This is a genomic window from Comamonas sp. (assembly GCF_036666375.1).
In the GTDB taxonomy this organism is placed as follows: Bacteria; Pseudomonadota; Gammaproteobacteria; order Burkholderiales; family Burkholderiaceae_C; genus Comamonas.
Window position 1 is genome coordinate 29,724 of the sequence record NZ_JAVWWA010000012.1, and the last position, 21,345, is coordinate 51,068.

The 21,345-nt window shown below is 67.4% G+C and carries 20 protein-coding genes and 1 other RNA gene; 13 read left to right on the top strand and 8 right to left on the bottom strand.

What is annotated here, in order from left to right:
- The first annotated feature begins 8 nt into the window (after positions 1-8).
- The 4 genes from mobA (at position 9) to RR928_RS04775 (ending at position 3,646) form a co-directional block, all read left to right on the top strand.
- Positions 9-578, top strand: a complete 570-nt coding sequence (gene mobA / locus RR928_RS04760) for a molybdenum cofactor guanylyltransferase MobA (protein WP_332536082.1) — start codon at positions 9-11, stop codon at positions 576-578.
- Positions 575-1,855 carry a molybdopterin molybdotransferase MoeA gene (gene moeA, locus RR928_RS04765; RefSeq protein WP_332681622.1) on the top strand — a complete coding sequence of 427 codons (1,281 nt, stop codon included), beginning with the start codon at positions 575-577 and terminating at the stop codon, positions 1,853-1,855. The genes mobA and moeA overlap by 4 nt, the downstream gene beginning before the upstream one ends.
- Positions 1,856-1,960: 105 nt before the next feature.
- Positions 1,961-3,265 carry a sensor domain-containing diguanylate cyclase gene (locus RR928_RS04770; RefSeq protein WP_332536051.1) on the top strand — a complete coding sequence of 435 codons (1,305 nt, stop codon included), beginning with the start codon at positions 1,961-1,963 and terminating at the stop codon, positions 3,263-3,265.
- A gap of 51 nt (positions 3,266-3,316) precedes the next feature.
- A complete protein-coding gene (locus tag RR928_RS04775) occupies positions 3,317-3,646 on the top strand; it encodes a thioredoxin family protein (protein WP_332548752.1) in 330 nt (109 codons plus the stop codon).
- Positions 3,647-3,648: 2 nt separating this feature from the next.
- Here the strand turns inward: RR928_RS04775 and rnhA are convergent, their stop codons facing one another.
- Both rnhA and RR928_RS04785 read right to left on the bottom strand, forming a co-directional pair.
- On the bottom strand, positions 3,649-4,098 hold the full coding sequence (gene rnhA, locus RR928_RS04780) for a ribonuclease HI (protein ID WP_332536055.1): 450 nt from the start codon (positions 4,096-4,098) through the stop codon (positions 3,649-3,651).
- A gap of 12 nt (positions 4,099-4,110) precedes the next feature.
- Positions 4,111-4,863 carry a class I SAM-dependent methyltransferase gene (locus RR928_RS04785; protein ID WP_332536084.1) on the bottom strand — a complete coding sequence of 251 codons (753 nt, stop codon included), beginning with the start codon at positions 4,861-4,863 and terminating at the stop codon, positions 4,111-4,113.
- A 19-nt stretch (positions 4,864-4,882) separates the two neighbouring features.
- Between RR928_RS04785 and gloB the strand changes: the two genes are divergently transcribed.
- Positions 4,883-5,656, top strand: a complete 774-nt coding sequence (gloB, locus tag RR928_RS04790; RefSeq protein ID WP_332536056.1) for a hydroxyacylglutathione hydrolase — start codon at positions 4,883-4,885, stop codon at positions 5,654-5,656.
- Entirely contained in the window at positions 5,656-7,164 is a 1,509-nt protein-coding gene (locus tag RR928_RS04795) for a transglycosylase SLT domain-containing protein (protein WP_332536057.1), read from the top strand. The genes gloB and RR928_RS04795 overlap by 1 nt, the downstream gene beginning before the upstream one ends.
- A 25-nt stretch (positions 7,165-7,189) precedes the next feature.
- On the opposite strand, the gene RR928_RS04800 is transcribed toward RR928_RS04795, so the two are convergent.
- From RR928_RS04800 to dnaX, 4 genes are all read right to left on the bottom strand, one after another.
- Entirely contained in the window at positions 7,190-7,609 is a 420-nt protein-coding gene (locus tag RR928_RS04800) for an MAPEG family protein (RefSeq protein ID WP_332536058.1), read from the bottom strand.
- A gap of 109 nt (positions 7,610-7,718) precedes the next feature.
- Positions 7,719-8,315: a recombination mediator RecR gene (gene recR, locus RR928_RS04805; protein WP_332536060.1), complete on the bottom strand. Its 597-nt coding sequence runs from the start codon at positions 8,313-8,315 to the stop codon at positions 7,719-7,721.
- 166 nt (positions 8,316-8,481) lie between these two features.
- On the bottom strand, positions 8,482-8,814 hold the full coding sequence (locus RR928_RS04810) for a YbaB/EbfC family nucleoid-associated protein (protein ID WP_332536062.1): 333 nt from the start codon (positions 8,812-8,814) through the stop codon (positions 8,482-8,484).
- Between the two features lie 21 nt (positions 8,815-8,835).
- On the bottom strand, positions 8,836-10,866 hold the full coding sequence (gene dnaX / locus RR928_RS04815) for a DNA polymerase III subunit gamma/tau (protein ID WP_332548747.1): 2,031 nt from the start codon (positions 10,864-10,866) through the stop codon (positions 8,836-8,838).
- A gap of 220 nt (positions 10,867-11,086) precedes the next feature.
- Between dnaX and RR928_RS04820 the strand changes: the two genes are divergently transcribed.
- Together RR928_RS04820 and ffs are read left to right on the top strand one after the other, a co-directional pair.
- Positions 11,087-12,631: a methyl-accepting chemotaxis protein gene (locus RR928_RS04820; RefSeq protein WP_332536066.1), complete on the top strand. Its 1,545-nt coding sequence runs from the start codon at positions 11,087-11,089 to the stop codon at positions 12,629-12,631.
- Between the two features lie 70 nt (positions 12,632-12,701).
- Positions 12,702-12,798: signal recognition particle sRNA small type (ffs, locus tag RR928_RS04825), an RNA gene on the top strand.
- A gap of 144 nt (positions 12,799-12,942) precedes the next feature.
- Here ffs and RR928_RS04830 read toward each other — a convergent pair.
- A complete protein-coding gene (locus RR928_RS04830) occupies positions 12,943-14,289 on the bottom strand; it encodes a TIGR03862 family flavoprotein (protein WP_332681623.1) in 1,347 nt (448 codons plus the stop codon).
- A 201-nt stretch (positions 14,290-14,490) separates the two neighbouring features.
- On the opposite strand from RR928_RS04830, the gene trxA reads away from it, so the two are divergent.
- From trxA to RR928_RS04855, 5 genes are all read left to right on the top strand, one after another.
- A complete protein-coding gene (trxA, locus tag RR928_RS04835; protein ID WP_175504525.1) occupies positions 14,491-14,823 on the top strand; it encodes a thioredoxin TrxA in 333 nt (110 codons plus the stop codon).
- Between the two features lie 244 nt (positions 14,824-15,067).
- Positions 15,068-16,330, top strand: coding sequence for a transcription termination factor Rho (gene rho / locus RR928_RS04840; protein WP_159913814.1), 1,263 nt, complete (start codon positions 15,068-15,070; stop codon positions 16,328-16,330).
- Between the two features lie 149 nt (positions 16,331-16,479).
- Entirely contained in the window at positions 16,480-16,737 is a 258-nt protein-coding gene (locus RR928_RS04845) for a type B 50S ribosomal protein L31 (protein ID WP_159913812.1), read from the top strand.
- A 152-nt stretch (positions 16,738-16,889) separates the two neighbouring features.
- On the top strand, positions 16,890-18,605 hold the full coding sequence (locus tag RR928_RS04850) for a hypothetical protein (protein WP_332536068.1): 1,716 nt from the start codon (positions 16,890-16,892) through the stop codon (positions 18,603-18,605).
- Entirely contained in the window at positions 18,602-19,957 is a 1,356-nt protein-coding gene (locus RR928_RS04855) for an MATE family efflux transporter (RefSeq protein ID WP_332536069.1), read from the top strand. Before RR928_RS04850 ends, RR928_RS04855 begins: the two co-directional genes overlap by 4 nt.
- On the opposite strand, the gene phoR is transcribed toward RR928_RS04855, so the two are convergent.
- Complete coding sequence (gene phoR / locus RR928_RS04860; protein ID WP_332536070.1) at positions 19,952-21,313, bottom strand: phosphate regulon sensor histidine kinase PhoR; 1,362 nt, start codon at positions 21,311-21,313, stop codon at positions 19,952-19,954. The genes RR928_RS04855 and phoR overlap by 6 nt on opposite strands.
- Positions 21,314-21,345: the final 32 nt, after the last annotated feature.

The following is a 21,345-nucleotide window of genomic DNA, read 5'->3' on the forward strand; positions in this document are numbered from 1 at the left end:
GCACGCGCATGGGCGGCATAGACAAGGGACTGCAGCCGTTTCGCGGCCTGCCCCTGGCCCAGCATGCGCTGCAGCGGCTCGCGCCCCAGGTCGGCAGCTGCCTGATCAACGCCAACCGCCATCTTGACCACTACGCCGGCTTCGGCGTGCCGGTCTGGCCAGACAGCCTCAGCGACTACGCGGGGCCGCTGGCCGGCTTCCTCAGCGGCCTGGCGCATTGCAGCACGCCCTGGCTGCTGACCGTGCCCTGCGACACGCCGCTGTTCCCGCACGATCTCGCGCAGCGCCTGGCCCAGGCCGCGGCCGCGCACGATGCCGACATCGTGTTTGCCGCGGGCCGGGAAACCGACGCCCAGGGCCGCACGCGCTGGCGCGAGCAACCCGTGTTCTGCCTCATGCGCGCCACGCTGCAAGCCAGCCTGGCGCACTACACGACCCAGGGCGGACGCAAGATCGACACCTGGGCGCGCGCGCACCGCTGCATCAGCGTGGCGTTCGATCGCCCCGAAGACGACGCGCGCGCTTTCGCCAACGCCAACACCCTGGAAGAACTGCACGCACTGGAAAACGCCCGATGACCTCCCTGCCGGAAATTGCCGCCCGCCTGCAAGGCTATGACCCCGACGACCTGGACGTCGCCACGGCCCAGCGCTTTCTGAGCGCCTTGGTGAGCGCGCCCGAAGAAACCGAAACCCTGGCGCTGAGCCAGGCCCTGGACCGGGTGCTGGCGCATGACCTGATCTCGCCGATCAACGTGCCCGCGCACGACAACTCCGCAATGGACGGCTATGCGTTCGCCGGCGGCGCGCTGCAGCCCGGCCAGGCCCTGAAGCTGCGCATCGCGGGCCGCGCGCATGCGGGCGCCACCTGGGAGCGTGCGCTTGCGCCCGGCGAATGCCTGCGCATCATGACCGGCGCGGTCATGCCGCCGGGCCTGGACACCGTGGTGCCGCAGGAGCTCGTGACGCTGGCCGACGACGGCCATGTCGAGATCGCGCCCGATTTGCTGCAGCCCGGCGCCAACCGCCGCCATTGCGGCGAAGACCTGCGCCAAGGCGCGGTGGCGCTGGCGCGCGGCGAACGCCTCACGCCGGCGGCCCTCGGCCTGCTCGCCAGCCTGGGGCTGGCGCAGGTTCAGGTCTTTCGCCGGCTGCGCGTCGCGTATTTCTCCACCGGCGACGAGATTCAGAGCCCCGGCGAGGCACCGCGCGCGGCCGCGGTCTACGACAGCAACCGCTACACCATCTGCGCGCTGCTGCGCCGGCTGGGTGTCGAAGTCATCGAAGGCCCGCCCGTGGGCGACGATCCGGCGCTGCTCGAAGCCGCATTGCGGCGCGCGGCCGGCGAAGCCGATGCGGTGATCACCAGCGGCGGCGTGAGCACGGGCGACGCCGACCATCTGCGGCCGCTGCTGCAGCGCCTGGGCGAAGTGATCTTCTGGCGCATCGCGATGCGTCCCGGCCGGCCGCTGGCCGTGGGGCGGCTGGGCAGCGGACACCGGCCCGCCATACTGTTCGGCCTGCCGGGCAACCCGGTCGCGGCCATGGTGGCTTTCATTGCGCTGGTGCAGCCCGCGCTGCAGCAGATGATGGGCAGGCGCGCACAGCCCCAGCCGCTGCTGCAGGCCGTCAGCGGCGAAACCCTGCGCAAGCGCCCGGGCCGCACCGAGTACCAGCGCGGCATCGTCAGCACCGGCACCGACGGCAGGCTGCAGGTGCGCACCACGGGCAACCAGGGCTCGGGCGTGCTCAGCTCGATGGTGCAGGCGAACGGCCTGATCGTGCTGCACCATGACCAGGCGACGGTGCAGGCCGGCCAGGCCGTCGACGTGCTGATGTTCGACGGCGCGATATGACCTTACAAATCACCCCCGAGCCGGCATAATCGGCGCTCAGGCGCTGGTCTGCCTCCTCGGAGGCGCAGCATTTTTGCCACCCCTTCAGGGCACGACAACATCTGCATGCGTTCCCGCTCGCCTTCTCCGCCACCGACTGCCGAAGTCGCGACCGATGCCCTGCCGGCCTTGCTGCTGCAAGCCATCGAGCAGGCCTTCAATGCCGTGCTGATCACCGATGCCGCCGAGAACGACCACCGCATCGTCTATGTCAATCCCGCGCTGTGCGCGATGACCGGCTATGCGGCGCACGAACTGCTGGGGCGCAATCCGCGCATGCTGCAGGGCCCGCACACCTGCCCCATGGTCATCGCGGAACTGCGCAGCTGCGTTGCCGAAGGCCGGTTCTTCAAGGGCTCGACCTTCAACTACCGCAAGGACGGCACGCCCTACCTGCTCGAATGGAACATCTCGCCGGTGCGCGACAGCCACGGACGCATCACCCACTTCGTTTCGGTGCAGCACGACCTGAGTGCGCTGGCCATGGCCAGGGCGTCGTCGGACATCTTCGCGCGCACGCTCGATGCGACCGAGGACGGCGTGCTGATCTGCAACCATCTGGGAATCATCGAGTTCGCCAACCAGGGCTACGAAAAGATCACCGGCCTGCGCGCCAGCGAACTGATAGGCCGCAAGCCTTCGGTCGCCCAGTCCGGTCAGCATGAGCCGGCGTTCTATACCGAACTCTGGGCCAGGCTCAAGGACGGCCGGCCGGTGCGCGAGATATTCATCAACCAGCGCACCGACGGCACGGAGGTGCATTGCGAGCAGAGCATCACGCCGCTGCGCAACCGCGAAGGCGAGGTCACGCACTATGTGAGCATGGTGCGCGACATCACGGCCAAGGTGCTGTCGGAGCGCGCATTTCGCGAACAGATGCAGCACGACAGCCTGACCGGCGCGCTGACGCGCACCTCGGGCAGCCTGCACCTGGAGAAGGCCGTCGCCGAGTCGCGCGCGGTCGGCGCCGCACTCGCGCTGGCGCTGGTCGATGTCGACTATTTCAAGCAGGTCAACGACCGCTTTGGCCATCCCACGGGCGACAAGGTGCTGACCACGGTGGCCAGGACCGTGGCCGCATGCCTGCGCACCAGCGACAAGATCATCCGCTGGGGCGGCGAGGAATTCCTGCTGATCATGCCGGGCTGCGACCAGGCCAATGCCGTCGCCACGCTGGACCGCTGCCGGCATGCGGTGCGCCAGGCCTGCGCCGACATGCTGCCCATGCCCATCACGATTTCCGCGGGCGTGGGCCAGATCGAACCCGGCCAGGAGCTGGCCGACTGCATTGAACGCATAGACCAGTTGCTGTACCGTGCCAAACAAGAAGGCCGCGATCAGGTGCGCGCGGTGCGCAACAGCGACGGCTGAAGCCCTGGCCGGGCAGTGGCCCGGCCTTCACTCATTCAACAGGAACCCCGCATGCCTTTCCAGACCCAGCCCATCACTCCTGCCCCTTCCGCGCAAGACGTGCAGGCCCTGCGCGGCAATACCGTGCTGGAGTTCGGCACCGACTGGTGCGGCTGGTGCAAGGGCGCGCAGCCGCTGATCCGCGAAGCGCTCGAATCGCGCGCCGATGTGCAGCATCTGAAGATCGAAGACGGCCCGGGCCGGCCCCTGGGGCGCAGCTTTCGCGTCAAGCTCTGGCCCACGCTGGTGTTTTTGCGCGACGGCCAGGAAGTGGGCCGCAGCGTGCGCCCGCAGGACGGCGCGACGCTCGCGGCCGAACTCGCCAGGCTGCCGCGCGACTGAGGTCAGCCCCGACCCAGGGCCTTTTCCACGCCCTTGTTGGCCAGCATGTCGGCGCGCTCGTTGCCCGGATCGCCCGCATGGCCCTTGACCCAGCGCCAGTCGATGCGGTGGCCGCTCTTGCTGACCAGTTCGTCCAGGCGCTGCCAGAGTTCCACGTTCTTCACGGGCTCCTTGGAGGCCGTGCGCCAGCCCTTGGCCTTCCAGCCGTGTATCCATTCGGTGATGCCCTTGAGCACGTACTGGCTGTCGATGAACAGCGTCACGTCGCAAGGCCTCTTGAGCGCGGCCAGGGCCTCGATCACCGCCTGCATTTCCATGCGGTTGTTGGTCGTGCCCAACTCGCCGCCGAACAATTCCTTTTCCATGGTCCCGGCGCGCATCAGAACGCCCCAGCCTCCGGGTCCGGGGTTGCCCTTGCAGGCACCGTCGGTATAGATCACTACTTGATTCAACTTCGTCTTTCTCTAGGTTTCTCGATGGCTGCGGTGGGCCAGCGGCGCGGCCGCGGCGGCCGCGGACTGCTGGCGCTGGCGCCAGGCCGGCTCCAGCAGTCGCATTCCCGGCACGCGCTTGGTCGCCACCACGCAATAAACGCCCCCGAGTATGGGCCACGCGCGCTCGCCCAGCGCGTCCATCCAGCCCCAGCGCTGATGCCATTGCGCGGATTGCACCGCGGGCCGGTGGCAGCCGAACTCGACCGCCTGCACGTCCAGCGCCAGCAGCCGCAGCCAGTCGCGCAGCCGCCAATAGCCTATGGCACTGCGCACATCGGGCAGGCGCGCGCTGCGCGGCGAAAGCGCCGACTGCATTCCCCACCAGCTCGCAGGGTTGATGCCGCAGATCACCACCCGCCCTTCGGGCACCAGAACGCGCGCCACTTCGCGCAGCGCGCCATGCGGGTCGGCGGTGCGTTCCAGCGTGTGCGGCAGCACCAGCAGGTCGAGGCTGGCTTCGGCAAACGGCAGGGCCGACGCTTCGAGCACGGCCTGGGCGGGCCAGTCCTGTGCGGGCGCAATGCCGGCCCATGCGGCGGCCTCGGCACCCGATTCGAGCGCCAGCCAACGATGGGGCATGCGGTTGGCGCGCAAGCCCTGTAGCATAGGCAACCCCAGCTGCAGGCTATGGTAGCCAAACACATCCGCCACGGCTTCGTCGCAGCGTTGCTGCTCCCAGTCGAGCAGATAGCGCCCGGTAGGGGAATCAAGCCAGTGGTGCATCCCTATAATTTTGTCGCTCATGAACCTGTTGCCGCTGCCCGCTTTTTCTGACAACTATATTTGGATGCTGCACGACGGCCGCAATGCCCTGGTCATAGACCCGGGCGAGGCGGCTCCCGTGTTCGCGGCCTTGGAGCGCCATGCGCTGCAATTGCAATCCATTCTAATCACGCACCACCATCCTGATCATGTCGGCGGCGTGGCAGCGCTGCGCGCGGCCACCGGCGCGCAGGTCTGGGGCCCGGCGCGCGAGACCCTGCCCGAGCCGGTGACGCGCGTGCAGGGCGGCGATCAGGTCGACGTGCTGGGCGGCCCCTGGCAGGTGATCGACGTGCCCGGGCATACCGCGGGCCATATTGCCTACTACAGCGCCACGGCCATGCCCGAGCCCGTGCTGTTCTGCGGCGATACGCTGTTCTCGGGCGGCTGCGGGCGGCTTTTCGAGGGCACGCCCGCGCAGATGCAGCAGTCGCTCGACGCACTGGCCGCGCTGCCCGACAACACCCAGGTGTGCTGCGCGCATGAATACACACTTTCTAACCTTCGCTTTGCGCTGGCGGTGGAACCAAACAACGCCGCCCTGCTCCACCACATGGAGCACTGCGAGGCCCTGCGTGCACAGGGCCGACCCACCCTGCCTTCGAGCATGGTGCTGGAACGCAGCATCAACCCCTTTCTTCGTACGCGTGAAACCGCGGTGGTCGCAGCCGCCCACCGCCATGACACGCGTATCCACCCGCAGCAAGCCCACGAGGTGCTTGCGGCATTGCGTGCCTGGAAAAACGATTTCTGATGAATCTTCTCTACCCCGTATTGCTCAGCAGCGTGCTCTGGCTCGCCGGCTGCGCCACCGTCACCCCCGACGCCGCCCCCCCGGCCGATGCCGACACCACGGCCGCGCACACGCCGCGCTATCCGAATGGCGCGCTGAGCCCCATCACCCGCGCCCAGGTGACCACGCCCGGCGTGGCCTCGCTGTCAGCGCCGGCCGATCTGTGGGATCGCATACGCCGCGGCTTCGCGATGCCCGATCTGGACCATGAACTGGTGCAGGACCGCGAGCAGTGGTATGCGAGCCGGCCCGACTACATACTGCGCATGACCGAGCGCTCGAGCAAGTACCTGTTCCACATCGTCGAAGAGCTGGAGCGCCGCGGCATGCCCACGGAACTGGCGCTGCTGCCCTACATCGAGAGCGCGTTCAACCCCCAGGCCGTGTCCAGCGCCAAGGCCGCGGGCATGTGGCAGTTCATGCCCGCCACCGGCACCTATTTCGACCTCAAGCAGAACGTCTTCCGCGACGATCGCCGCGACGTGCTGGCCTCGACCCGCGCCGCGCTCGACTACCTGCAAAAGCTCCACGGCATGTTCGGCGACTGGCACCTCGCGCTGGCCGCCTACAACTGGGGCGAAGGCAGCGTGGGCCGCGCGATCGCGCGCAACCGCAAGGCCGGCCTGGGCATCTCCTACGCCGAACTCAACATGCCCGCGGAAACACGCATGTACGTGCCCAAGCTGCAGGCCGTGAAGAACATCGTCAACACGCCCGAAGCCTTCCGCGCCGAGCTGCCGCTGATCGAGAACCACCCCTATTTCCAGGCCGTGGACATCAAGCGCGACATCGATGTGGAACTCGCCGCCAAGCTCGCCGACGTCACGCCCTCCGACTTCCGCGCGCTCAATCCTTCGCTGAGCCGGCCCGTGATCTTCGCCGCCGGCACGCCGCAGATCCTGCTGCCCTGGGACAACGCCAAGGTGTTCGAGCGCAATCTCGATGCCTACGGCAAGGGCCAGTACTCGAGCTGGACGGTCTGGACCGCGCCTTCGACACTCACGGTGGCCGATGCGGCCCAGCGCGTGGGCATGAGCGAGGACGGCCTGCGCGCGATCAACAACATTCCGCCGCGCATGGTGATCAAGGCCGGCTCGGCGCTGATGGTGCCGCGCACCGCCAGCACGCTGGCCGATGTGTCCAGCCAGGTAGCCGACAACGGCCATGTGGCGTTCGCGCCCGAAATCGTCACGCGCCGCACCACGGTCAGGGCGCAAAAACGCGACACGCTGGCCAGCCTCGCCCAGCGCCACCGCGTCAGCGTCGCCAACCTGGCCGACTGGAACGACCTCAAGGTCGGCGCGAGCCTGAAGGCGGGACAATCGATCGTCATGTTCCTGCCGCTGCGCGCGGCATCGGCCGCCGGTCCACGCGCCAGCGGCAAGGTGGCGGTCTCGACGCGTTCGGCCAAGGCGCCCGCGCAGACCAGCAAGAAGGGCGGCACGCCATCCAAGGTGCGCAAGCGCTGACCCATGCCGCGCGCGGGCAGCGGGCTCAGTGGTAACCGATGAACAGGATTGCCACGTTGACGAGCATGGCCGCAGCCCAGACCAGGCTGCGCGCCGTGGCCATGTCGGCCACATACATCAGGATGTAGAAGCCGCGCAGCAGCACGAACAGCAGCGCCAGCAGGTCCAGCCAGGTCTGCTGTGCGCCCAACTGATGGGCAATGATCACCGCACCGATGAAAAACGGCAGGGCTTCGAAGCTGTTGGCCTGGGCGGCATTGGCGCGCGCCTGAAAGCCCGTCTGCTGCTGCAGCCAGGCGCGCGGGTTGTGGTTGTCGAAGCCGCCCTCCCCGCCGGACTTGCCCAAGCCCCGGCTCTTGGCCAGGTAGGCGCAGACCGTGGGCAGCAGCGCGGCGATCAGCACGCACCAGTAGGCAACGGTGAAATGGGGGGTCAGGGCATTCATGGCAGTTCCTTGGGCTTGCGCCGCAGGCCCTTCGACAGGCTCAGGGCGAACGATGATCTAGAACGCAGTGAAAGACTTCGTTCGGGACAGCTTAGCAGCGGCGGCGCGTTCAGCGCCGATCCACCAGCGCATGCGCAATCGTGCCCAGATCCACATACTCCAGCTCGCTGCCCACTGGCACGCCGCGCGCCAGCCGCGTCACATGCACGCCACGGCTCTTGAGCGCCTCGCTGATCGCATGCGCGGTGGCCTCGCCTTCGGCCGTGAAGCTGGTCGCGAGAATCACTTCCTGCACGCCGTCCTGGACGGTGCGCTCGAGCAGCTCGGGCAGGCCCAGGTCGCGCGGACCCACGCCGTCGAGCGGCGACAGGCGGCCCATCAGCACGTAATAACGGCCCTGGTAGGCGCCCGTGCGTTCCATCGCAGCGAGATCGGCCGGGGTCTCGACCACGCACAGGCGCGCCGCGTCGCGGCTTTCGTCCTGGCAGATCGCACACAGCCGGCCCACGGTAAAGGTATGGCACTGGGCGCAATGCTGTACCTCCTGCAGCGCGGTGTCCAGCGCGCGCGCGATCTGCAGCGCGCCTTCGCGGTCGCGCTGCAGCAATTGGTAGGCCATGCGCTGGGCCGACTTGACACCCACGCCGGGCAGGCGACGCAAGGCCTGGATCAAATCGTCGAGGGGATGTACATCGGGGACGGCCATGGATACTCCGGAAAACACAGAAAGAACGGCCCCCACGCTTGCTCGCTGCGCCTAGCCGCTGCCCCCCAAGGGGGCTTTTTGTCCTGGGGCGGCCCGACGACAAAAAAAGACCTGCACGAGGCAGGTCACGGCAAGGGCCTGCAGGGCTGCCCTGCAGCCGCCACCGTCAGAAGGGGAATTTCATGCCGCCGGGCAGACCAGGCATGCCGGCAGTCAGCTTGCCCATCTTTTCCTGCGAAGTCTCTTCAGCCTTGCGCACCGCAGCGTTGAAGGCCGCGGCCACGAGATCTTCGAGCATGTCCTTGTCTTCGGCCAGCAGGCTGGGGTCTATGGTCACGCGCTTGACGTCGTGCTTGCAGGTCATCAGCACCTTGACCAGGCCGGCGCCGGATTCGCCTTCGACCTCGACATGGGCCAACTCATCCTGGGCCTTCTTGAGGTTGTCCTGCATGGCCTGGGCCTGCTTCATGAGACCGGCGAGTTGTCCTTTGTTGAACATATGTTGTTTCCTTTTCAGTGTTTAAGCAGGTTTGATACTACCCGGCACAATGCGCGCGCCATGCTCGCGCATCAATGTTTGCACCAGGGGGTCGTTCATCACGATCTCTTCGGCCACGCGCTGGCGCTGCTGCGCCGCGGCCGCATTGCGGCGCGCGGGAGTGTCGCTGACCGCGCCTATCTCCACGCTCAGCTGCTGCGCCAGGCCGGCCTCGGCCAGCGCCGCGCGCAGGCGTTCGCGCGCCGTCGCCTGGTTCAGCGACTGGCGCTGCACGCACAGCGTCCAATGGTCGCCTTCGCAGTGCATGAGCTGCGACTGCAGCGCGAGCTCGCGCACCAGCGCCGTGATGGCTTCGCTGGCAATCAGCTGCTGCACGGCCGCATACCAGCGGTCGCCTTCGGGCGTGGTCGCCACGGGTTCGCCTGACGGTTCGGACGGCGTCCAGGCCGGCCGGGCCACCACGATGGGCTCGGGCGCGGGTTCGGATTCGGGGGAATGCTCCACCGGCGCCAGCCGCTGGACGGGGGCGCGCGCCACAGGTTCGGCGGCGTCCGACGGCAGCGATTCCCAGGGCGGAACTTCCAGCGGCGCGAATTCCACGCTGTCCATGCCTATGGCGTCGCCGTCGGTGTCAAAGGCCACGGCTTCGGGCATGGGCTGGCGCTGTGCGGCGGCCGGCTCGACGCGCTGGCGCGGCGCGGGCGCCGCAACCATTGCCGGGGCGGGAGCGGCCAGGGGCGCGGTTGCGCGCAGCGGCGCGGGCGCCGGGCGTGGCGCAGCAATCGGCGTTGGAGCTGGAGCCGGCGCAGCGATCGGCGCCGGAGCCGGCGCAGGCATGGGAGCCGGAGCAGCAACGGCAGCTGGCGCAGGTCCCGGGGCCGGGGCAGGCGCCACCGGCCTGGGCGCGGCGGCCGGGGCCGTGTCAGCTATCGCTGGAGTTTTTTTTTCAGCCGGTGCCTTGAAGGCCAGCAGTCGCAGCAGCGCCATGGTCAGCGCCGCGTATTCGTCGGGCGCGAGCCCGAGTTCCGCGCGCCCGTGCAGGCAGATGCTGTAGAGCAACTGGGTTTCGTCGGCCGGCATCACATCGGCCAGGCGCGCGATCTCGCTGGCTTCGGGGTCGCTGGCGTCATGCGCCATCTGCGGTACGGCCTGGACCACGGCCATGCGCTGCAGCACCGCGGCCATTTCTTCCAGCGTGGACGCGGCCGAAAGGCCGTTCAGGCGCAATGCATCGGCGGTTTCCACCACGCTGCGGCCATCGCCTTCGGCCAGCGCGGCGATCAGGCGAAACACATAGGAGCGGTCCACGCTGCCCAGCATCTGGCGCACGCCGGCTTCTAGCAGTTGCCCGCTGCCGAACGCAATCGCCTGATCGGTCAGCGACAGCGCATCGCGCATCGAGCCGCGCGCGGCGCGCGCGAGCAGGCGCAGCGCCTGGGGTTCGGCGGGAACGTTCTCTGCCGCCAGCACCTGGCCCAGATGGTCGAGCACGGTCTCGGGCGCCATGGGCCGCAGGTTGAATTGCAGGCAGCGCGACAGCACCGTCATCGGCACTTTCTGCGGATCGGTCGTCGCCAGCACGAACTTCAGGTATTCGGGCGGCTCTTCGAGCGTCTTGAGCATGGCGTTGAACGCCGTGTTCGTGAGCATGTGCACTTCGTCGATCATGAAGACCTTGAAGCGCCCCTGCACCGGCTTGTAGACGGCCTGCTCGAGCAGGCCCTGGACTTCGTCGACGCCGCGGTTGGACGCCGCGTCGAGCTCGGTGTAATCGGGAAAGCGGCCGCTGTCGATCTCGGTGCAGGCGGCGCAGACGCCGCAGGGCGTGGCGGTGATTCCGCCCTGGCCATCGGCGCCCTGGCAGTTGAGCGACTTGGCCAGAATGCGCGACACCGTGGTCTTGCCGACGCCGCGCGTTCCCGTGAACAGGTAGGCGTGGTGCAGGCGCTGCTGTGTCAGGGCATTCGACAACGCCTGCACGACGTGCTCTTGCCCCACCATTTCGGAGAAATTGCGGGGACGGTATTTGCGGGCAAGCACGAGGTAGGACATGGCTGCGATTCTACGGGGGCCGGCCGGGACCGGTGGCCATCCCGGGATTTTTCGCTGCGCGGCCCGTTTCCGGCCGGCTCCATTGCCCTGCGGGTGACCGCTTATGCATGGCGGTCATTGGCCGCGCGCCAGCGGCGAAATTGCTACAAGGCTTATCATCCGTAAGCGCTTTTTACATATTCCGTCTACTCATAATTACCCCTACGAACCACAGATTTCGATGCGTTTCTCTTCCTTGAAAATCGGGCAACGTATTGCCCTGGGTTTCGCAGCCGTGTTGCTGCTGACCATCGTCGGCCTCGCCGCGAGCCTGATCCAGTTGTCCAGCGTCGCGCAGCAGACGCGCACCATGATGAACAACCCGCTCGCCAAGGAGCGCCTGATCGCCGACTGGTACGCACTGGTGCTCGCGGGCTCGCAGCGCACCACCGCCATTGTCCGCAGCCCTGACGCCGAACTCGGCCGCTTTTTCGCGGAAACGGCGCGCAAGTCATCGGCCGATGCCGGTGCCCTGCTCAAGCGCTTCGAGCCGCTGATCAACTCTGACGCCGAGCGCTCGCTGTTCGCGCATGCGAGCCAGACCCGCGAGAAGTACAACGCGGCGCGCGCCCAAGTCACCAAGGCCAAGGACGAAGGACTCGAGACCGAGGCCATCTTCAACAACGTCTATGCGCCCAGCACCCAGGCCTATGTGGACAGCATCAAGGCCCTGCTCGAATTGCAGCGCAAGGAAATCGACAGCACGGCCGCAGCCATTGAGCGCACCTACCAGACCAGCAGCAACCTGCTGCTGCTGCTGAGCGTGCTGATCGTCGCCATCGGCGCGGTCATCGCCGCCGTGCTGAGCCTGGGAATCGTGCGTCCACTGCGCGCTGCGGTGAAGATCGCCGACGAAGTCGCGGGCGGCAACCTGCACCTCGAGATCCCGCAAGAAAGCATGCGCGGGCGCGACGAAACCGCGCAGCTGATGCAGTCGCTGTCGCAGATGGAAACCAACCTGCGCCGCCTGGTCTCCGAAGCGCGCAAGGGAAGCGATTCGGTGGCCAATGCCGCGGCTGAAATCAGCTCGGGCAACCTCGACCTGTCGGCGCGCACCGAGGAGCAGGCCAGCTCGCTGGAGCAGACCGCAGCCTCGATGGAGGAGCTGACCTCGACGGTGCGCAACAACACCGCGAGCGCCCAGCAAGCCGACCAGCTGGCAAAGGAAACGTCGGTGCTGGCGGTTCAGGGCGGAGAGTCGGTCAACCAGGTGGTGCGCACCATGGCCGAGATCCTGCAGACCTCCAAGCGCATCGAGGACATCATCGGCGTGATCGACAAGATCGCGTTCCAGACCAACATCCTGGCGCTCAACGCCGCCGTCGAAGCCGCGCGCGCGGGCGAACAGGGCCGGGGCTTTGCTGTGGTTGCGGGCGATGTGCGCAGCCTGGCGCAAAGCTGCGCCAACGCGGCCAAGGAAATCAAGGGCCTGATCGACGCTTCGGGACAGCGCATCGCCACGGGCAGCCGCCTGGTCGAGCAGGCCGGCGGCACCATGGACAAGGTGGTCCAGGGCGTGCAGAAGGTCACCGACCTGGTCGGCGAAATCAGCCACGCGAGCAGCGAACAAATGGCCGGCCTCGAGCAGGTCAACCAGGCCGTTGCCCAGATGGACCAGATGACGCAGCAGAACGCCGCGCTGGTCGAGGAATCTTCGGCCGCGACCCAGTCGCTCGAAGTCCAGGCGGCGCAGCTCAACCGTTCGCTCAGCGCGTTTCGCCTCTGAAGACCGACCCCGGGCCCGGCCTGGGGTCTCTTTTCAAACCCGCGGCCCAGTCTGCGCTACAATTGCCGGTGACGGGCCTCCCCGCATGGCGAAGCAGCCAACCGGGTCAGGTGGGGAACCAAGCAGCCCTAACTGTAGAGTCAGTGCCGGGGGTAAGGCTCGTCAACTTCTTTTCAGGATGTCTGCCATCGCAGAGATCCTCGCGACACAAGGCGCCGCCGCCTTGGCGCCCTTCCCCATTTGATACATCAGCCCACCGCGCGTGGGCTTTTTCGTTTGCGGCCAGCGCACTGCGCCGGCCGCAATCCCCATCAGCTCCTGGAAGCTTCGCGCAGAAACTGCTGCACGCCTTCGGCGACCTGCACGCCGCTGGCCAGGCTGGCCGTCAGCAGATAGCCGCCCGTGGGCGCTTCCCAGTCGAGCATTTCACCCGCGCAGAACACGCCGGCAATCGCCTGCAGCATGCCGTTGGCGTCCAGCGCTTCGAACGCCACGCCGCCTGCGGTGCTGATCGCTTCGGCGACCGGGCGGGGTGCGATCAGCGTCAGCGGCAGCGCCTTGATGGCCGCGGCCAGCGCCTGCGGGTCGTTGACGCCGTCACGCCCCAGCACTTCATACAGCAGGCCCATCTTCACGCCGTCTATGCCCAGGCGGCTCTTGAGGTGGCTGCTGAGGCTGCGCGAGCCGCGCGGGTGGCGCACTTCGGCGGCGACGCGCTCGGCGTCGTGCTCGGGCAGCAGGTCGAGGTGCAGCGTGGCATGGCCCTGGGCGCTGATTTCATCGCGCAGCCATTGCGAAGCCGCATAGACCAGGCTGCCTTCGATGCCGGCTTCGGTGACCACGAATTCTCCGCGCCGCGCGAATTCATGGCCCTGGCTGTCGGTAAAGGACAGTTCCACCGATTTGACCGGCTGGCCCGCAAAGCGCTCCTTGAAATGCGGCGTCCAGCCGCGCGCCGGCGCGGTCTCCAGTCCCACGAGTTCGCGCAGGAAACTGCGCCGCGTTTCCGCGCTGCCCGAAGCAACGTTGAGCACATCGAAGCCGCAGTTGGCGGCCTGCAGCGGCGCAATCTGCACGCCGCGCTCCTGCAGCCAGGGCGCCCAGGCGCCGTCGGAGCCCAGCTGCGGCCAGCTCGCGCCGCCCAGCGCCAGCACCAGGGCGCGCGCGCGCACCAGCTGCTCGCCCGCGGGCGTGGCAAAGCGCAGCGCGCCTTCGCCGTCCCAGCCCAGCCAGCGGTGGCGCGTATGGAACTGCACGCCCAGGCCGCGCAGTTGCACCAGCCAGGCACGCAGCAGCGGCGCGGCTTTCATTCCCACCGGGAATACACGCCCCGAGGTTCCGACAAAGGTTTCCACGCCCAGGGCCGCGGCCCAGGTCTTGACCTGCTCGGCGCCGAACGCCTGGAGCATGGGCTCGATCTGCGCGCGGCGCGCGCCAAAGCGCCCCGCAAACGCATCGGCGGGCTCGGAGTGGGTCAGGTTCAGCCCGCCCTTGCCGGCCAGCAGGAATTTGCGCCCCACCGAAGGCATGGCATCGAACAGATGCACGCTGGCGCCGGCTTGCGCCAGGCGCTGGGCAGCCATCAGGCCGGCCGGCCCGCCACCGACGATGGCGACCTCGCAGTCCAGTGGCGCATTGTGGGTGGGGGCTTCGGTCATTCAGGTGTTCCTCGTTAAGACAAATCGGCCGCACGCGCATCCGCAGCGCGCACTGCCACATCCGTATTCTCATCGTTTTCCGCTATGACAGTCATAGCACCAAGTGTCGCCCACACGCAGCGACTGGAGATGGGTTTCTGTCACAATCGAAACCAGTAGCGAACCTTCGCCCCATTCAGCCAACACACCAAGGAAAAATCCATGGCAAGCGCCCTCATCAAACATCTCTCCGACGCCTCCTTCGAAGCCGAAGTGCTGCAAGCCGGCACCACGGTGCTGGTGGACTACTGGGCGGAGTGGTGCGGTCCCTGCAAGATGATCGCCCCCATCCTCGACGAAGTCGCCGGCACCTACCAGGGCAAGGTCACCATCGCCAAGATGAACGTCGATGAAAACCGCGAAATCCCCGCGAAGTTCGGCATCCGCGGCATCCCCACGCTGATGCTGTTCAAGAACGGCGAACTCGCCGCGACCAAGGTCGGTGCATTGAGCAAGGCCCAGCTCACCGCATTCCTCGACGAACAGCTGGCTTGATTCCCAGACGGCCCGGCGCGCAGCCGCTGCGCCCGGGCCGGGCTTGAATCTGGGGCAGCGCGACGCTCCCCAGTTGTTTATTTCAGACCTGCAGATCTTTTCCTGTCATAATCTGCGCAGATCACCGGCCCCTTGCATTGACGGCCGTTTCGAGATCCCTAGGCAAGCTTGGCCCACGACCCCGTGTATCGCCCAGCCTTCCGCCTCATTCCTGATTCCACTAACTCCGCCAAGGAGTAACCCCATGCACCTTAACGAACTCAAGGCACAGCACGTGTCTGAAGTCTTGAAGCAGGCCGAAGAGCTCGAGATCGAAAACGTTGGCCGGATGCGCAAACAGGAAATCATGTTTGCCATCATCAAGAAGCGCGCAAAAGCCGGTGAACAAGTGTTTGCCGACGGCGTGCTTGAAATCCTGCCCGACGGCTTCGGTTTCCTGCGCAGCCCCGACACCAGCTACACCGCGAGCACGGACGACATCTACATCTCGCCGAGCCAGGTGCGCCGCTTCAACCTGCACACCGGCGACATGATCGAAGGCGAAGTGCGCACGCCCAAGGATGGCGAACGCTATTTCGCGCTGACCAAGCTCGACAAGGTCAACGGCGGCCCGCCAGAACAGAACAAGCACAAGGTGATGTTCGAGAACCTGACGCCGCTGTTCCCCAAGGAGCAGCTGCGCCTCGAACGCGAGATCAAGTCGGAAGAGAACATCACCGGCCGCATCATCGACATCATCGCTCCCATAGGCCGCGGCCAGCGCGCGCTGATCGTCGCCCCGCCCAAGAGCGGCAAGACGATGATGATGCAGAACATCGCCCACGCGATCACCGCCAATCATCCCGACGTGCACATGATGGTGCTGCTGGTCGACGAGCGCCCGGAAGAAGTCACGGAAATGCAGCGCTCGGTCAAGGGCGAAATCATTGCCTCGACGTTCGACGAGCCCGCGACGCGCCACGTGCATGTGGCCGAAATGGTGATCGAGCGCGCCAAGCGCCTGGTCGAACTCAAGAAGGACGTCGTGATCCTGCTGGACTCGATCACGCGTCTGGCCCGCGCCTACAACAACGTCGTGCCCTCGTCGGGCAAGGTGCTGTCGGGCGGTGTCGACTCCAACGCCCTGCAGCGCCCCAAGCGCTTCTTCGGCGCGGCGCGCAAGGTCGAGGAAGGCGGCTCGCTGACCATCATCGCCACGGCGCTGGTCGATACCGGCAGCCGCATGGACGAAGTGATCTTTGAAGAATTCAAGGGCACGGGCAACAGCGAACTGCACCTGAACCGCCGCCTCTACGAGAAGCGCGTGTTCCCGGCGATCGAGCTCAACAAGAGCGGCACGCGCCGCGAAGAGCTGCTGCTGTCGCCCGAGATCCTGAACAAGACGCGCATCCTGCGCCAGTTCCTCTACAACATGGACGACGTCGAAGCCACCGAGCTGATGATCAAGAACATGAAGGCCACGAAGACCAACAACGACTTCTTCGACATGATGCGCCGCGGCGGTTAATTCCCACCGCGCCGCAAGGCTGTGCCTTGACCCAAAGCCCCCGAGGTATACTCGGGGGCTTTTCTATTGCGGAAAGTACGTTCAATTCGAACCGGTGCAAAGGTTGCATCGGGTTGGGCACGGCTACCGCACTTGACCTAAGGAAGATCATGAAAGAAGGAATTCACCCCAACTACCGCGAAGTGCTGTTCGTTGACCTGTCCAACGGCTTCAAATTCGTGACCCGTTCCTGCGTGAACACCAAGGAAAAGGGTACGACCGAAGACGGCCGCGAACTGCCTATGTTCAAGCTGGACACTTCGAGCGAATCGCACCCCTTCTACACCGGCACGCAAAAGTCGGTCGACAACATGGGCGGCCGCGTCGAGCGCTTCCGCAACCGTTTCGGCAAGACTGCTGCAAAGTAATTTCAGCGCGTTCACGCCAAAGGCAGCCCGGGCAACCAGGCTGCCTTTTTCTTTGCCCGCACCCGACGCGACGGCCATGACCGGACACCTGCGCCCGAAAAATCGGCCCGGGTTCGCGTATTCTTGCCATTTCCCTTGATGTCCTTCTCCGCGTGAACCAACCTACCCCCGCCATCGTTTCACAACAGGCCGTGCGCACCCTGCCGCGCTGGGCGCTGGTCCTGCTGTGCCTGGCCTATGTCGTGCCGGGCTTCGTCGGTCGCGCGCCCTGGAGAAACACCGACATCACGGCCTTCGGCTACATGCTCGCGCTGTTCGAGGGCCGCACCGAATGGATGTCACCTCTGCTCGCCGGCATGGTGCCCCAGCCCGATGGCCTTCTGCCCTACTGGCTGGGCGCCTGGGCGCTGCAGCTGGCGCCGGCCGCGATGCCCGCGGAAATGGCCGTGCGCCTGCCTTTCATGCTGCTGCTGCTGGTGGCCATGGCCGCGACCTGGTGGGGCGTGTACTGCCTCGCGCGCAGCCCCGGCGCCCAGCCCGTGGCGTTTGCGTTCGGCGGCGAAGCCAACCCCATCGACTACGCGCGCGCCATGGCCGATGGCGGCCTGCTGGCACTGATCGCCTGCCTGGGCCTGGCCCAGCTGTCACACGAGACCACCAGCTATGTGACGCAGCTGGCCTGCACCACGCTGGTCTTTTTCGCCGCCGCCGCCATGCCCTACCGCCGCAGCGCCCCGGCCGCGGCGATGCTGCTGGGAATGGCCGGCCTGGTGCTCAGCGGCGCGCCCGCGATGGCGGTGCTGATGGGCCTGGGCTGCGCGGCCCTGGCCTGGTTTTCGCCGCCCGCCGAAGCCACCTGCGCGGCGCGCGGCTGGAGCCTGGCCTGGCTCGCGAGCACGGCGCTTGCCGGCCTGCTGGCCACGGCGCTGGACCTGTGGCAATGGCGCATCGCGCTGCCGCCGCTGGACAGCCCTGAATGGGCCAGCCTGCTGCGCCTGCTCGCCTGGTTCAGCTGGCCCGCCTGGCCGCTGGCCTTGTGGACGCTGTGGCGCTGGCGCCGGCAGATTGCCCACCCCATGCGCCATCGCCATCTGGTGCTGCCGATCTGGTTTGCCGGGCTGGCCTTCATCGCCGCCGTGTTGACCCAGCCCGCAGACCGTGCGCTGCTGCCCGGCCTGCCGGCCATCGCCACACTGGCCGCATTCGCGCTGCCCACGCTGCGCCGCAGCATAGGCGCGCTGATCGACTGGTTCACGCTGATCTTCTTCAGCGTGTCGGCCATCGCCATCTGGGTGATCTGGATTTCCATGCAGACCGGCGTGCCCGCCAAGCCCGCGGCCAACGTCGCCAAGCTCGCTCCGGGCTTCGTTCCCGAATTCTCGCTGCTGGCGTTCATCGTCGCGCTCACGGCCAGCGTGGCCTGGTGCGCGCTGGTGGTCTGGCGCACTTCGCGCAATCGCGCGGCCATCTGGAAGACGCTGGTGCTGCCCGCCGGCGGCGCAACGCTGGGCTGGCTGCTGCTGATGACGCTGTGGCTGCCGCTGCTCGACTACGCGCGCAGCTACGCACCCCAGATCCAGCAGGTCATGGCCGCGATCGGCGAGCCGGCGCCGCGCTGCGTCGCCACCTACGGCCTGAGCCGCGCGCAGCTGACCGGCCTGGAATTCCACGGCCGGGTCGCGACCACGCAGATCTCCACCATCAGCGAAGACCGCCGGCCGTGCGACTGGCTGGTGGCCGACGCGCAGATGTGGGACGCGACCCAGGACCGCGCGCTGCAGCGCGGCTGGCAGCCCGTGGCGCGCATCGCGCGACCCACCGTCAAGAACGATCAACTGATACTGCTGCGCAAGCGCCCCGGTCGATGAAGTCCGAACTTTCGACCATTGCCCGCCACGCACTCACCGTGCTCGCGGGCCAGCTGGCCATCATGGCGTTCGGCGTGACCGACACCATCGTCGCCGGCCGCTACTCGCCCGCGGCGCTGGCCGCGCTGTCGGTGGGCTCGGCGGTGTTCGTCAGCGTCTACATCTCGCTGATGGGCATTCTGCAGGCGCTGCTGCCGCTGTGGTCCGAGCAGCGCGGCGCGGGCCGGTTGCCGGCCATGGGCCGCTCGCTGCGCCAGTCGCTGTATCTGTGCCTGGGCATCTGCGTGGTCGGCATGACCGTGCTGCTGTCGCCCGAGGCGGTACTGCGCTGGACCGATGTGCCCGAGGCCTTGAAGGCCGACGTTCGCAACTATCTGACCATCCTCGCCTGGGGCCTGCCGCCCGCGATGCTGTTTCGCATCTACAGCACGCTCAACCAGTCGCTGGGCCGGCCCCAGCTAGTGACCTGGCTGCAGGTCGGTGCGCTGGCGCTCAAGCTGCCGCTGTCGATCTGGCTCACCTTTGGCGGCGCCGGCCTGCCCGCGCTGGGCGTGGCCGGTTGCGCCTGGGCGACGCTGATCGTCAACTACACGCTGCTGGGCGTGGGACTGTGGCTGATGCGCACCCAGTCGCTGTATGTGCCGCTGCAACTGTGGCAGCGCATGGAGCGCCCGGACTGGGCCCAGATCGGCCAGTTCCTGCGTCTGGGCGTGCCCGCGGGCATGGCAATCCTGGTGGAAATCACTTCGTTCACGCTGGTCGCGCTGTTCGTCGCGCGCCAGGGCAATCTCGCCGCGGCCAGCCACCAGATCGCCGCCAACCTGGCCGCGGTCTGCTACATGGTGCCGCTGTCGCTGGCCATTGCCTGCAGCGCGCGCGTGAGCTGGTGGCGCGGCGCGGGCAATGAGGAAAACGCGCGCCGGCTGGCGCTGCTGGGCTGGCGCCTCGCGGCGCTGCTGGGCCTGCTGCTCGGCGGCGTGCTGCTGCTGGGCCGGCATTGGCTGGCTTCGGTCTATACCAACGACCCCGCGGTCGCCGCGCTGGCCGCTGCGCTGCTGCTGTGGGTTGCGCTTTATCAGGCGGCCGATGCCGTGCAGTGCTTTTGCATCTTCGTGCTGCGCTGCTACCGCATCACGGTGCTGCCGTTGCTGACCTATTGCGTGCTGCTGTGGGGCGTAGGCCTGACCGGCGGCTACGGGCTGGCCTATGGCGGCATTGGCCCCTGGAGCGGCGCACCAACGCCCGCGCCGTTCTGGGCCATGAGCGCGCTGGCGCTGGGCGTGACCGCCCTGGCCTTCAGCGCTCTGCTGTGGCGCACGCTGCGCAGATACAGCGTGCCGGCCGCGTCATGACGCGGTTTCGGCCGCGCCCAGCACCGGTGCCTGGCGCAGGCGCTGCGCGGGGAAAGTGACGGAAAACACCGAACCGCTGCCCACGGTGCTGCGCACGGCCAGCGTCGCGCCATGGCGCTGCAGCACATGCTTGACGATGGCCAGGCCCAGGCCCGTGCCGCCGGTGTCGCGCGAGCGGCTGCGGTCCACGCGGTAGAAGCGCTCGGTCAGCCGCGACAGGTGCGCCGGGTCTATGCCCGGGCCTGCGTCCTGCACCGAGAAGGTGGCGCTGCCATCGGCGTTCTTTTCCCAGCGCACCACCACGCGGCCGCCGGCCGGCGTGTAGCGCAGCGCATTGGCCAGCAGGTTGGAAAACGCGCTTTGCAGCTCGGTCGCCGCGCCGGCGATATCGCCCAGCGCCGCGCCCGGCGGGGAATCGGGAAATTCAATCACATGGGGCCGGTTCTGCGCCCGCGTCAGGGCCACCGACAGCCCGCGCGCCTCGTCTTCGCATTGGCGCAGCAGCAGCGCGACCGAAGTCCACTGCGAGAAGCCCGGCAACGGACTGCCTTCGAGGCGCGACAGCGCCAGCAGATCCTCGACCAGATGCTGCATGCGCGCCGACTGCTGGGCCATCAGCGTCAGATAGCGTGCGCGCTCCTCGTCGGGCAGCTGCAGCGTCTGCAGCGTTTCGACAAAGCCGACCAGCACCGTGAGCGGCGTGCGGATTTCATGCGAGACATTGGCGACGAAGTCGCGGCGCATGGCTTCGGCCTGCTCCTGCGCCGTGACGTCGCGCGCCAGCAGCAGGCGCCGGCCATCGCCATAGGGATAGAGCTGCACCGACAGGCGCACCGGCCGTCCGGGCGTGCTGTCGCGGCCTTGCAGTATCAGATCGTGGCTGAAGTCCTGGGTGTGCAGATAGTGGCTGAATGACGGGTCGCGCACCAGGTTGCCGATGTTCTGCATGCGGTCGCGCGCCGCGTCGAAGCCGAACTGCGTGTTGGAGATCTGGTTGCACCATTCGATGCGGCCCTCTTCGTCGAGCAGCACCACGCCGTTGGGGCTGGCCTGCAGCGCCGACAGCATGTCGTTGAGACGCTCGTCGCTGGCCTGGGTGCGCTGGCTCTGCAGGCGCAGCCAGCGGCGCGCGCGCTGACCGATCTCGCCCCAGAGACCGCGCTGCGCGGGCGCATTCGCAAGTTCCGAGCTGCGCAGCCAGGACAACAGCCGCGACGCACTCCAGCTGTCCTGCGCGAGCCAGAGCCAGCTGCCCGCCAGCACACCGATCAGCGCACCCGGCAGATTGCCCAGCCACCAGCCCGCTGTGCCCCCGAGCAGTTGCATCCCCAGAAACCAGAAACTACGCCACACCATATTTTTCGCCTTTTGCTGCGCCGACCCGGGAT